The sequence below is a fragment of the Streptomyces sp. HSW2009 genome (assembly GCF_040240285.1).
Lineage (GTDB): Bacteria > Actinomycetota > Actinomycetes > Streptomycetales > Streptomycetaceae > Streptomyces.
Genome location: NZ_JBEHZD010000219.1, coordinates 1 through 11,900, shown reverse-complemented (window position 1 = coordinate 11,900; position 11,900 = coordinate 1). Strand labels below are relative to the sequence as shown.

Genomic DNA, 11,900 nt, shown 5'->3' with positions numbered 1-11,900 from the left:
GACGGACTCATCGTTGCACCCGTCGCCCGGGCGCTCGCGTGCGGGGGCGCGAATCACCGCGCCGGGCGCGCACCGCCCCCCCCCCCCCCCCCCCCCGCGCGGCCGGGGGGGGGGGGGCTGGCTTTTGTTTAACCGCGCGCGCCCGCGGGGCGGGGGGGGGGGGGGCGGCGGCGCGGCGGCGGGCTGTACGCGGTGACCGACGTGCACGACATCGAGTGGGGCACGGTCTCCCGCGGTGCCGCCGGCGCGCGGCTGACCGAGGGCAACGCCCGGGCGCTGCTGCCGCTGGCCACCGCGTGGCAGCGGGACCGGCTGCCGCTGGAGGAGGTGCTGCGCCGCGGCTACCCGCTGCGCGCCCGCCGCGAGGCGCTGCTCGCCGGGCACCTGCGGGCGATCAGCGACGGGATCGCCGGCTGCGGCCGGCTGTTCGCGACGCTGGGCGACGGCCTGTCGGGCACGGTGCGGGACGCGGAGCGGCTCCGGGATGCCGTGGCCGGCGCCAACCGCTGGAGCGCGGGGCAGTTGCACAGTGGGGTGGGGGCGGCCCCGCTGGTGGGAGGTGGTGCGACCGAGGTGCCGGCTGGGGTCGGTGGTGGGGCCGAGACCGGTGTGGGGGCCGGGGCGGCGGCTTCCGCCGCGCGGGGCTGGGGCGCGTGGGCGGCGGCCGTGCGCCCCGCGGCGGTGGGTGGGGATGCGGCGGGTGGCGGTGCGGTGGGTGCGGGTGCGGGGGCCGGTGGCCTCGTCCCTGGAGCGGCCGGTCTGGACACGGCCCGGCGGCGCGCGCACTTCAGTCTGCACGTCACCAAGACGCTGAAGGGTACGGAGCATCCGCAGCGCCTGCTGCACGTCTACGGGCAGCCGCTGCCCGCCGGCCCGGCCGCCGCGGCCGTCGACTTCCTGGCCGCACTCGCCGCCGCGGGCCCCGGCGCCCCCGGCAGCCACCATGTGGCGCACGCCGCGCGCCGGCGGGAGGAGTGGCGACGACACCTGCCGGCCGAGCAGTTCGCGCGGCTTGCAGGGGTGTTGGGCGGGGTGGGGGTTGGGGGGTAGTGGTGGGTGGGCCGCCGACATGGGTTTCGGTACGAGGCGCGCGTGGTGGGGTCGCGCCGTGGGCCGGCGGGCCACCGGGCATGGGCTTCCGTACGGGCCGCGCGTATCGAGCCGAACGGTGCGGGCACAGGGCCAGTTGAGGCGTGCCACTGTGGAGCGGCGCGGGGCACGAGGCCAGTCGGAGCGCGCCGCTGCCGCGTACCGCGTAGCCGTCTCTCCCCCTCCGTTAGGCCCCGGTCCACAGCACGTTGATGGCATCAAGTACGACATCGATGTTCGGGGTCTGGTCCTCGTTGAAGACCGCGTCGAACACCTTCTTGCCCACCTCGACGACCTCCTGGTTCGCGGGCGTGGCGGTGTTGCCCTGCGGCTCGTCCGTCTCTAGGTGGGGGATCACCTCCTTCCAGACGAAGTCCCGTACGTGCCCCAGGGTGTTGCCGTCGTCCGTGCCGAGCGTATCGATCCGGTTGACGACGCTGTCGCGCATGCCCTTCGCCAACGGGGACTTGTACGAGGCGCTCTCCAGCGACTTCCGCCAGTCGGCGAGACCGCCGGGGGTGATGCCGGCCAGCCGCTCCTGGAGCGACCGGCTCAACCGGTTGATCTCCGTGTTCTCCTGGCCCGGACCCACCCACAGGTTGTCCACGGAACTGTTCATGACGTACGCCGCCGCCATCAGGACCCGGCCGTCCGCTTCGCCCGCCTTCCCGTACGCGGCCTTCGGGAGGTTGCCCATCGCGGTGTTCGCCTGTTGCGCCATGTCCTGGTCTACTTGGTCGTCCCCGAGCTTGGATTCCAGGTAGGTGATCAGGGTCTGCCCGTGCCCCTGGTAGGCGCGGTTCAGCAGTTCCCTGATGTTGTGCCACGCGATGATGTGGCGTCGGTGCTGTCCCGGTGCGACGGACCGGGTGGTCATGGTCGACGGGGCGAAAGCCGGGCGGCCGATCAGCGCCCTGTCCTTGATCACCATCGAGCCCAGGCCGCCCGCGCCGGGGGCGGAGGTGCCGCCGTTGTTGACGTAGTTGAGGATCTGGACGGGCAAGCCTTGCCCAGGAGTGCCCTTGAACCCCTCGGCGCCCTTCGCCACGATTGTCGCGACCTGGTCGGAACAGTCGTCGGCGCCGTCCACGCGGAACGTGGAGGGCAGTTCGTTCAGCAGGTCGTCGAAGACCGCGTCGTAGTTGGCGTGCCAGCGCCCCAGCTTCTCCGCCCGCTCCTTCAACTCCTCAACGGCCTTCCGCGGGTCATCGGCGGCGCCGGCGTCCGGCGGGTTGGCCCGCGTCATGCGCTGCACTCCGGCTGCGCCGGGCCCACGCCGCTTCCCCTCGTACGCGTCCTCGCGCGTGTGCGCGTGCGCGTGGTCCGTCCCCGGTGCCGCGGACGGCCGCGGCACCGCGCGGGACATCACCCGGCGGGCGTTGGACTCCGCGGCGCGTTCGTAGTGGTCCGCCGGGTCGGAGATGCGCAGCCCGCCGCCGTTGTCGGTGCCGGACACCGGGCCCTGGCGCTGCTGGATGACGTGGGTGAGCTCGTGCGCGAGGGTGTGCTTGTCGGCGCCGCCCGCGCCGACCACCACGTGGTGGCCGGAGGTGTAGGCGCGGGCCGAGATCTCGCGGGCCGAACGCTGGGCGGCCGAACCGGTGTGCAGCCGTACGTCGGAGAAGTCCGAGCCGAGCCGCTGCTCCATCTCGCTCCGCAGCGCCGCGGGCAGCGGCTGACCCGGCGAACGGAGCACGTCCGCGACGGAGGAGCGCTGGACGGTGGGGGGGGGGGGGGTGGCCTGCCCCTGCTGTTCGGGGTGCTGGTGCTGGTGCCGCTGCACCGCGGGCAACGCCACGGCCGCCCGCCCCGGTTGCTGCTGCACCGCGGGTTCGCCGGTGTCGGCCCCTCCCCGTACGGCCGGTTCGGCCTGCTCCGTGTGGTGCGGTGGCCCGGCGTCCGGAGCCGTCGCGCGGGCCTGGTGCAACATCTGGGTGGCCGTGGCGTTGCCCGCGGTGCGCTGGACGGACCGGAGCAGCGCGGGGGCGGCGGCCACGCCGCGGGCGAGTGCTGAGGGGCGCACCGCGGGCTCGGCCTGCCGCGGTGCCCGGCCGGGCGCGGGGTGCGGGGTGCCGGCCCGGCGGGGCGCCTGGGCCCGGCCGCGGTCGTCCGCCGTCGACCGTCCCACGTCGGTGCTGCGCACGGCGCCCCCTTCGTACGGTTCTGGTCGGCCCGACTCGCGTCGGCCCGGTTCGGCCGCGAACTTCCGGTGCCCACCCCTGCGTACCCCGTACGCCCCCACCGGCGGTAGAAGCCGACAGGCAGCGCGAACTGCCCTTTCGGGGCAGCGGCCGGGGGCCCGGGCCGGCGGGCTCGGGCTGGTCCGCAGGTCAGGGCGCGGGGGACGTCCGTACGGAGTACGAGGATGCACGCGCCGGACGCGGGCCCGTACGAGTGGGGCACGGTGACGCACGCGGGGGTGCGGGGACGTACGAGTGACGAGTGGGGCGCGGGCCTGCCTACTCGGGCTGCCACTCCCACGCGGTGGGCGACCAGATCTGCCGTACGGGCGCGCCGCCCGCATCACCGCCGGCCGCATCTGCGGCGCCGGCCGCATCTGCGCGGGCCGCGCATTCGGGCCCGTACGGCGCAGCCCCCTCCGTCCCGTACGGCGCCACCGGCACCGCAAGCACCGGTCCCCAGAAGCGCTCCACGCGCGCCACCGCCTCCGACAGCCGGCCGAACGGCCAGCCGTACTGGAAGGTGGCCGTGTCCCAGAAGTCCAGCCACTCCGCCGGCGGCGGGGGGAGTTCGGCCGGCCACGGGCGGTGCAGGGCGGCGCACTCGGCCGCGACGTCCTGGCGCAGCCCGGTCAGTTCGAGGAGCGGGGCGCGCGGGCTGGCCGCGGCGATGAGGAAGTCCGCCACGTCTGACCAGCGCGTATTGATCTTCCCGCCGTCGCGCAGGCGCGCGTACCGCAGCAGCTTCTGCGCCAGGCAGCGGCCGAAGGTGGCCGCGGGTACGACGCAGGGGCCGGGCGCGGCGGGAAAGGCGAGGGGCGCGGTGCGGGTGTCCCGGGCGGCGATGTCGTCCGGGACGAGGACGATGTTCAACAGGACGTCGTCGGTCAGGGCGCCCACCTGAATCCCGGGCGGGGCGCCGGCGCCATCCACGGCACCCGCTCCACCCATGCCACCCGCTCCACCCGCGGGCCGAACGCCACCCATGCCCCCCACCTCACCCACCCCACCCACCCCGCTCATCACCCGCACCAACACCCGGTGCACCGCCACCCGCCCCGGTCTGCTGAACACCACCGGCTCGGTGCGGAGCAGCCGCAGCCGTTCGCCGCCGGGGCCCGGTGGGAGTTCCGCGGCCCGTAGCAGCGCGGCGCCGGGGCCCGCCGGCAGGGCGAGGTCCACGTCGGCCGGCGGGCGGGCGGTCGGGCCGGCCCAGCCGAGCAGGGCGCTCGAACCCTTCAGGTGCCAGGGCGCGCCGGGCAGTGCCCGGTCGATGCCGGCCAACACCGCGGCTATGGCGGTGAGTTCATGCCGCAGGCCCGTACCGAGCTCCACCCGGTCCGCCGCCCGCCAGGCCCCGCCCGCCGCGGTCGCCCCGCCCCGGGCCGCCGCTGCCGGTGTTCCCCGCCGCTCGTCCTGCGTCCCCGCCGTACCCGTCACGCACACCCCTCCGGTCCCGTCCGCCATGATGCCAGCGGACGCCGACGCAGCACCGCCGGGAGGCCAGCGAAACGGGCCCCGGGCCTGCCCCGGGTCTGCCCCGAAGTCGGGCGCGGGCAGCGGCGGGCGTGCCCGGCGCGGGCAGCGGCGGGCGTGCCGCGAAGAGACATGACACACCTGGTGAACTGACGAACTTGGCAGCCCTGGAGGGAAAGATGGCGGACGGCCCGTACGGCGAGAACGGGTGGGACCCGGACGTGACCCTGGGGGTGTGTGTCGGCAAGACACCCGAGTACGCGGGCGGCAACACGATGAGCCTGGTCATCACGCACCTGTTGGACTCCGGGGCGGTCGCCGAACGGCTGTGGGACGGGTTTCTCGCCCCGACCCTGCGGCGGCAGTTGGACGCGGTGGCCGGCGGGCCGGGACGCGGTCGCACCCTGCTCGCCTGGATCTGCGCGCTGCACGACATCGGCAAGGTCACGCCCGCCTTCCAGTGCCGGTTCGACGCGTACGAGGAGTCGCTGCGGGCGGCCGGCCTCGGCTGGTCGAAGATCGTGCCGAAGATCCCCTGGCACCACGGCGCGGCCGGCGGCTACCTGCTCGGCCCGTTGCTGCGCAGGGAGGGTTGGCCAGCCGAACACATCGCCTGGGTGGTGCCGCTGGTCGCCGGCCACCACGGCTTCGTACACGCCGCCGACGTACTCGAACCGCCGAGCAAGGGGCTCGGCCAACTCCAGGGCGACACGCGCTGGGACGAGGCGCGGCGGGCCCACGTCCGGTACGTCACCGACGAACTCGGCCTGCCCTCCATCGCCGCTGCGGTACCCGCCGCCGTACCGTCGCGGCCCCTACAACTCCTGGTCAGCGGGCTGGTGGTGATGGCCGACTGGATCGCCAGCAGCAAGAGCCACTTCACAGGCATCGACGACTTGGCGCGGGTGAACATGGCGGGGGCGCGGCGGCGGGCGGCGGGCGCCTGGGAGCGGATCGGGTTGCGTGGCGGCTGGGGCGCGCTGCCGATGCCGCCGGCCGATGTGTTCCGGCGCCGCTTCGACCACCCGCCGCGCCCCGTACAGCAGACGGCGCTCGACGCGGCCCGGGCGATGCCGGCGCCCGGACTGCTGCTCGTGGAGGCACCCACCGCCGAGGGCAAGACCTGGGCGGGCCTTGCCGCGGCGGAGGTGCTGGCCGCGAAGTTCGGGCAGGACGGGGTGTTCGTCGGCATGCCGCAGTGGGCGGCCAACGATCCGATGTTCACCCGGGTGCGGGAGTGGGTCGCACGCATCGATCCCCAACTGGCTCCGCAAGTTGCGCTGTTGCACGGCGAGCGCAACCTGTCGCCCGCGTGGAGCGCGCTCCTCGCCGCCCCCGTCGAGGTACGCCGCGCCGCGGTCGGCACCTGCGACGAGGACGGCCCGCCCGAACCGCGCACCGGGGAGCGGCTGACGCCCGCGGAGTGGTTCTTCGGGTACGGGCGCGGGCTGCTGTGCCCGTTCGCGGTCGGCCCGACCAGCACGCTGTTGCAGGCGGTGACCCGTACGAAGTTCGCCGCGCTGCGGATGGCCGGGCTGCTCGGCAAGGTCGTCGTACTGGACGAGGTGCACGCCGCCGACGTACACGGCTCGCGCTTCCTCGCGGAGGGGCTGCGCTGGTTCGGCGAGGCGGGGGTGCCGGTGGTGCTGCTCTCGGCGACGCTGCCGGCCGCGGAGCGGCAGACGCTGGCCGACGCGTACCTGTCCGGCGCGGCCCGCCGGGAGGAGTACGGCTACCCGGTGCTGTCCCATCCCCCGCGGCAGCCCGCGGTGACGGCCGTGTGGTGGACGCCGACCGGTCCGGCGAGCGCGACCCGGACGAGCGGGGCGCACCGGGGCTCGGTGCGGGTGGGTGTGGAACTGCTGCCGGAGCGGGGGGTGGGGGTGGGGCCTGGTGTGGAGCCTGGGGTGGGGCCTGGGGTGGGTGTGGTGGTGGCCTCCGCGGCCGGGGCGACCGACGCGCCCGCGCCCGAGCACGCCCCCGCGCACGTCACGGACGTGGCCGCGGCCGACACGGCCGTCGCCGACCGACTCGCCGCGGAACTGGTCGACGGCGGCTGCGCGCTGGTTATCCGCACCACGGCCGACCGCGCCCAGACCCTCTCCACCCAGGTCCGCAGCCGCCTCCCCGGCACGCCCGTCATCCTCCTGCACGAACAACTCACCGCCCGCGAACTCGCCACGCGGATGGGGGAGTGCTTGCGGTTGTTGCGCCCGGTGGGGCCTGCGGCGCACGGCGCGGCGGAGGGTGGGGTGGTGGGTGTGCCGGGTAGTTCGGCGGGAGGTGGGGTGGTGGGTGTGTCGGGTAGTCCGGCGGGGGATGAGGCGGCGGGTATGCCGGGCGGTCCGGCGGAAGGCGAAGCGGCGGAATCCTCACCCCGCCCCCACCGCCTCATCGTCATCGCATCGACCGTCGCCGAACAGTCCTGCGACCTGGATGCGGACCTACTGATCACCGACCTGGCGCCCCTGGACCACCTGCTGCAACGCATCGGCCGGCTGCACCGCGGCACCGCCACGTACCGGCCCGCGCGGCTACGGGCGCCGCGCGTGATCGTCACCGGGTACGCGGAAGGGCCCGGCGGGTCCCCGGCGGCCGGCCCGCTGGCGGTGCCGCCCCGGTTCCCCGCAGCGGCCGAGGAACGGTACGGGCGTCACGCGCTGCTGCTCGCCGCCCACGAGGTCGGCCGGGCCGCCACCGGCGCGCGGGTGTGGTCCCACCCGGCGGACGTGCCGGACCTGGTGGCGACCGGGTACGCGGCCGGCGCCGCCGCGGTCCCCGCCGCCTGGCGGGCGCAGGTGGCCGCAGCCCGTACGGCGGCCGACGCACAACGGCAGCAGCGGGCGGCCGACGCGGGGGACCATCTCCTCACCCGGGCCGGCCAGCGGGTCTCCGCAACCTTGGCGGGCCTGCACTACCTGGCCGAACGCCAGGACGCCGGCCCCGCGGCGCGCGACGCCCTGACCACCGACCACGTCAGCGTCCGCGCCGCACTCCTCACCGAGGACGGCGCCGGCGGCCACCACACGGTCTCCGGCACCCCCCTCCCGGCCGGCACCACCCCCGACACGGCCCAGTGCGAAGCGGTAGTCGCGGACACAGCCGCCCTGCCCCCGACGTGCTTCCTGGACGGCCCAACCGAGCTGATGGTGATGCGCGGTTGGCGCTACACCCCCATCGAATACACCCGCGTCCTCATCCTCACCACCGACGGCACGGCAACGCTGGGCGGGCGGCGGTTGCGGTACGAACGGGGGATGGGGGTGGTGGATGAGGGGGCGGTGGGGGAGGAGTCGGCGGGGGTGGGAGGAGGTGGCGGTGCGGTGGGCAGGGGGTGAGGTGTCGGGAGAGCTCCAGGCCGTTGACGACCGCCAGGGCCAGCCCCTCATCCGTGTTCACGTACACATTGCGAACCCTTCAGGGCCTATGACGACTGTGCCTGGCGCTCCGCTGCCGCAGGGCATCCTGTCGTTGCAAGCCCTCCAGGGCTTATGACGACCCGAGGCCCCTGCCCCAGGCACCATGCGTAAGCACAAGTTGCAAGCTCTCATGGGCTGATGGCGACCAGTGGGCTCTCCCTCCCCACCCTCCTGCGAACTCCGTTGCGACCCTCCAGGGCTCATGACGACTCCCACGAGCCCGAGCTCATCGAGGGAGCGCACGAGTTGCGAACCCTCCAGGGCTGATGACGACCGCGGCGTTCGGCGTGGTCCAGCCCAACGCGTTCGTGTTGCGAACCCTCCAGGGCTCATGACGACGCGGGCGGTCGCCAAGGCCCGCGGGCTGACGATCATGTTGCGAACCCTCCAGGGCTCATGACGACCCGAGGGTAAAATCCCAGGTCACACGCATTTTACTGCCCCATCCGGCAAGCATTTTTGCAGCGATCAGCCGGTAATGCATCACCCCAGGTCACAGCGTCAGCGACAGCCGGGCATTCCAGGCTGTGTCGCATGCGCGGCGGGCCCGTCGAGCGAGGGTAGCTGCCTCTCGCAGTCACGAAGCCATCCGCGTCAGCTCTCCACCGCAGCAAAAAGCCAGAGTCCCACACCAATCCAGCCAGCACACCGCATCGCGCCGCCCCTGCGCCTGGGCGGCTGCCACGCTGCGTACGAGACGTCGATTTTCGAGACGTCGATCGGAGTGGATGCGTGGGCGATCACCGCAAGCCGGACCCGGACCCGAGCCAGGGCAAGCCGCCGCCAGGCAACGCGGACGGCAAGGTGCCCGATCCGCCGCCTCCCACGGGGAACCGGCGCAAGTAGCAGATGTACATGTCTCGACGTACGCGACTGGCGACGGCCATGACGGACGCGGGCCTATGGCCGGCGGACTCGCCCTGGGTCCGCCCGGCCATGGTGGAAGCGGCCCCGCGGCACCTCTTCGCTCCGGACCGCCTGTGGACGTGGGACGGGCACGCGTACGTACCCCTCGACCGCACCGCCGCCCCGGACCGCTGGACGGAACTCGTCTACGGCGGCCCGTACGACTCGACCGTTACCCAGGTGACGGACGGCCTCCCGACCTCCAGCCTGAGCTGTGAGGCGGTCGTGGCCGACATGCTCGACTCCGCGATGCTGGAGCCGGGGCACGCCGTGTTGGAACTCGGCGCGGCCACCGGGCGCAATGCTGCCCTCATGGCAGCCAGGACGGGGCACGGGGGGCGGGTTGTCACGGTCGAAGTGGACCCGCAGTTGGCTGACGGGGCGCGCCAGAACCTGGCCGCGGCACATGCCGACGTGGTGGTCGTGACTGGTGACGGGGCGAGGGGCGCCGAGTCGTACGCGCCCTTCGACCGGGTCATGGCCACGTACGCCGTGGACCTCATCCCGTGGAACTGGGTGCAACAAACTCGGCCCGGTGGACGGATCGTCACCCCGTGGGGGCGGCTCGGCCACGTGGCACTCACGGTCGCCGCCGACGGGCGGTCGGCCCGCGGTTGGGTTCAGGGCCTCGCCACGTTCATGCCCGCAAAGGGCACCGTCGCAGGTCGCCCCTGGGAGGACGTACGAGGGGCGGGTGAGCCGGAGGAGGAAACGGTGGTGGAACGAACGGACTTGCTCCGCCTCCACAAGGACGCGAACCTCCTCTTCGCGCTGCGGGTCGTCCTACCGGAGGTGCAGATCCGTACGGAGGCGGCCGAGGGACGCATCGTTGCGTGGGTACACGACGGCCGCGATTCCTGGACGACCCTGGTGGCGAACGACGGCCACCCCACCCTCGCCTACCAGGGCGGCCCACGCCGCCTGGCCACCGAACTGCAAGCCGCCGGGCAAGACTGGGAACGCTCCGACGCCCCTTCGGTCTACGACTTCGGCATGACATGTACCGCGGATCACCAGGTGGTGTGGAGCGGAGACCCGAACACGGGGCGTCGGTGGAGTCAGACATCGGTGCATGAGGTCTCGGGGGCGTAAGGCGGACGGCATAGGTGCCGGTGAGGCGGGCGCGCGCGGGTGGGTCCGTTCTGGGCTTTGAGTGCTGGGCGACCTGCCCCGGGTGGGGTTGGCTTTGCCGGTGCCCGTACGAGTGCGGGAGCTTGCTCGCTCTCCGGGGTTGATGACGACCACAAGAGGCTGCGCGCACCGCTGCGACGGCATCACGTTGCGAACCCTCCAGGGCTAATGACGACGCGCAATCAGACGGATGACTGCCGTCGAGCGTGCACACGTTGCGAACCCTCCAGAGCTAATGACGACTCCAGAGCGCACGGGCCGGCCTCGGCGCGCGACTACGGTTGCGAACCCTCCAGGGCTAATGACGACCAGGCCCCCCGTTCGGGGTGGTGGGGGCAGTGTCGTGGTTGCGAACCCTCCAGGGCTAATGACGACTACGCAGCTGCTCGTAGACGGCCTGCGGTTGGGCGGGTTGCGAACCCTCCAGGGCTAATGACGACCCGAGGGTAAAACCCCAGGTCACACACATGTTGCCACCCCGTCGCGCCAGCATTTTTGCAGCGATCCGCCGGTAATGCATCACCCCAGGTCACAGAGCCAGCAACAACCCGCGATCGGGCGGGCTGCCTCCACGTTAGGGCCGACGGTGGGCCGTCTCCCGTGCTGCGAGCTAGACGCCCCGCTGCGCAAGCAGCACCCGTGCTCGGTCGCGGGTGTGGCGAGCGGTGCTGTTTGCTTGGTAGGGAGCCAGGCACTTGACGGTGGACCGGACTCGGTCGTCCACGCGGCCCGAGTGCATCGCCGGATAGTCATCGAGTACGCGATTCCACGTTGCGCACGCGGCGTCCAGGTGGCCCACTTCTAGCTGTCGCTCGGCCAGGAGGCTGCCGAACATCATGGCGCTTCGATTGCTGTCCGAACTGTTCCGCAGCTTGAAGTGTTCGTGGAGTGCAGACACGCTGCCTTTCACATCGCCCAGTTCGTAGCGAACCTGCGCAGTGTGGTAGGCGAGTGTCGACGCGCTGTATCCGCCCGAAGCCTGACCGGACGGGCTCGTAACGCGCGACACCGCGCGCTCTGTTACGCGCAGGCTTTCCAGCGCATCGGTCTTTGCGCCCGTGAGCGCGTACCCGTGTGCCTGCTGGCCAGCGAGGAACGCACGCATGCGGTGCGTGGAGACCGGAGCCGTATCAGCGGCAGCATTCGCGTAGCGGGCCGCGGGGCGCCCATGGCCCAGATTGGCTGCCTGCACGCTGATGCCGCGGAGGATATGGCAATACGTCATGCGATCGTCAGCGGCACCAGCCAACTCCAACCCTTTGTTGTAGTAACGCTGGGCAAGCCCGTTCAGCCCCTCATCCACGGCCATCCAACCCGTGAGATAGCAAGCCATCGCGCCCGCGGACAACATGGCTTTGCGAACGGACTCGGTGGCCGTCGCGCGGAGGTACGGCACAACAGTGTTGGTGAGGAAAGCGCTGGCCATCGGCCGTGCGTACTGACTGCCGAACTCGCCGTCGAGGAGCTTGAGCCGATTGATCATTGCGCCCACCGAGTCCACTTCGGCTTGCCCGATCCGGGCGCGCGGGTTGCTCTGAACCGCATGTGCCCGACCGGCGACCTCTGGCCATCCCGGAATCGTGAGGGCGACCGAGAAGAGACCCACTCCTAATGCGCGTCGTCGTGTTGCATCCACCTGCACCCTCCCCAGGTCAATCAACTCGTCCACCACATCAGTACCCGTACGCGCGTGCGAGCT

The 11,900-nt window shown here is 72.8% G+C and carries 7 protein-coding genes, 1 pseudogene and 1 CRISPR repeat array; of the genes and pseudogenes, 5 read left to right on the top strand and 3 right to left on the bottom strand.

All coding sequences use genetic code 11. The annotated features are described in order from the left end of the window. Positions 1-196, top strand: a pseudogene (locus tag AAHZ94_RS17590) (hypothetical protein); the annotation flags it as partial. After that, positions 193-1,050, top strand: coding sequence for a hypothetical protein (locus AAHZ94_RS17585; protein ID WP_349993868.1), 858 nt, complete (start codon positions 193-195; stop codon positions 1,048-1,050). The pseudogene AAHZ94_RS17590 and the gene AAHZ94_RS17585, both read left to right, overlap by 4 nt. Before the next feature lie 226 nt (positions 1,051-1,276). Here the strand turns inward: AAHZ94_RS17585 and AAHZ94_RS17580 are convergent, their stop codons facing one another. Both AAHZ94_RS17580 and AAHZ94_RS17575 read right to left on the bottom strand, forming a co-directional pair. Next, positions 1,277-3,232 (bottom strand): eCIS core domain-containing protein, encoded by a 1,956-nt coding sequence (locus AAHZ94_RS17580; RefSeq protein ID WP_349993867.1) that lies wholly within the window; start codon positions 3,230-3,232, stop codon positions 1,277-1,279. A gap of 316 nt (positions 3,233-3,548) precedes the next feature. Then, on the bottom strand, positions 3,549-4,736 hold the full coding sequence (locus AAHZ94_RS17575; protein ID WP_349993866.1) for a hypothetical protein: 1,188 nt from the start codon (positions 4,734-4,736) through the stop codon (positions 3,549-3,551). 167 nt (positions 4,737-4,903) lie between these two features. On the opposite strand from AAHZ94_RS17575, the gene AAHZ94_RS17570 reads away from it, so the two are divergent. The 3 genes from AAHZ94_RS17570 to AAHZ94_RS17560 all read left to right on the top strand — a co-directional run bounded on the left by AAHZ94_RS17570 (position 4,904) and on the right by AAHZ94_RS17560 (position 10,162). Further along, a complete protein-coding gene (locus AAHZ94_RS17570; RefSeq protein WP_349993865.1) occupies positions 4,904-8,083 on the top strand; it encodes a CRISPR-associated endonuclease Cas3'' in 3,180 nt (1,059 codons plus the stop codon). Between the two features lie 219 nt (positions 8,084-8,302). Continuing rightward, on the top strand, positions 8,303-8,431 hold the full coding sequence (locus tag AAHZ94_RS17565) for a hypothetical protein (RefSeq protein WP_349993863.1): 129 nt from the start codon (positions 8,303-8,305) through the stop codon (positions 8,429-8,431). Between the two features lie 588 nt (positions 8,432-9,019). After that, the gene (locus AAHZ94_RS17560) at positions 9,020-10,162 is read left to right on the top strand and encodes a protein-L-isoaspartate O-methyltransferase family protein (RefSeq protein ID WP_349993862.1); all 1,143 of its coding nucleotides are present in this window, start codon (positions 9,020-9,022) and stop codon (positions 10,160-10,162) included. 185 nt (positions 10,163-10,347) lie between these two features. Then, positions 10,348-10,641: direct repeats of the CRISPR family, unit length 30 nt; unit sequence GGTTGCGAACCCTCCAGGGCTAATGACGAC. 170 nt (positions 10,642-10,811) lie between these two features. Here AAHZ94_RS17560 and AAHZ94_RS17555 read toward each other — a convergent pair. Beyond that, positions 10,812-11,900: NsdA family TPR-like regulatory protein (locus tag AAHZ94_RS17555; RefSeq protein WP_349993861.1), on the bottom strand; the 1,089-nt coding region annotated here is incomplete at its 5' end.

Excerpts from the sequence above, each read along its gene's own strand:
- AAHZ94_RS17575 (WP_349993866.1), bottom strand. The coding sequence starts at position 4,736 with ATGGCGGACGGGACCGGAGGGGTGTGCGTGACGGGTACGGCGGGGACG.
- AAHZ94_RS17565 (WP_349993863.1), top strand. The coding sequence starts at position 8,303 with ATGGCGACCAGTGGGCTCTCCCTCCCCACCCTCCTGCGAACTCCGTTG.
- AAHZ94_RS17560 (WP_349993862.1), top strand. The coding sequence starts at position 9,020 with ATGTCTCGACGTACGCGACTGGCGACGGCCATGACGGACGCGGGCCTA.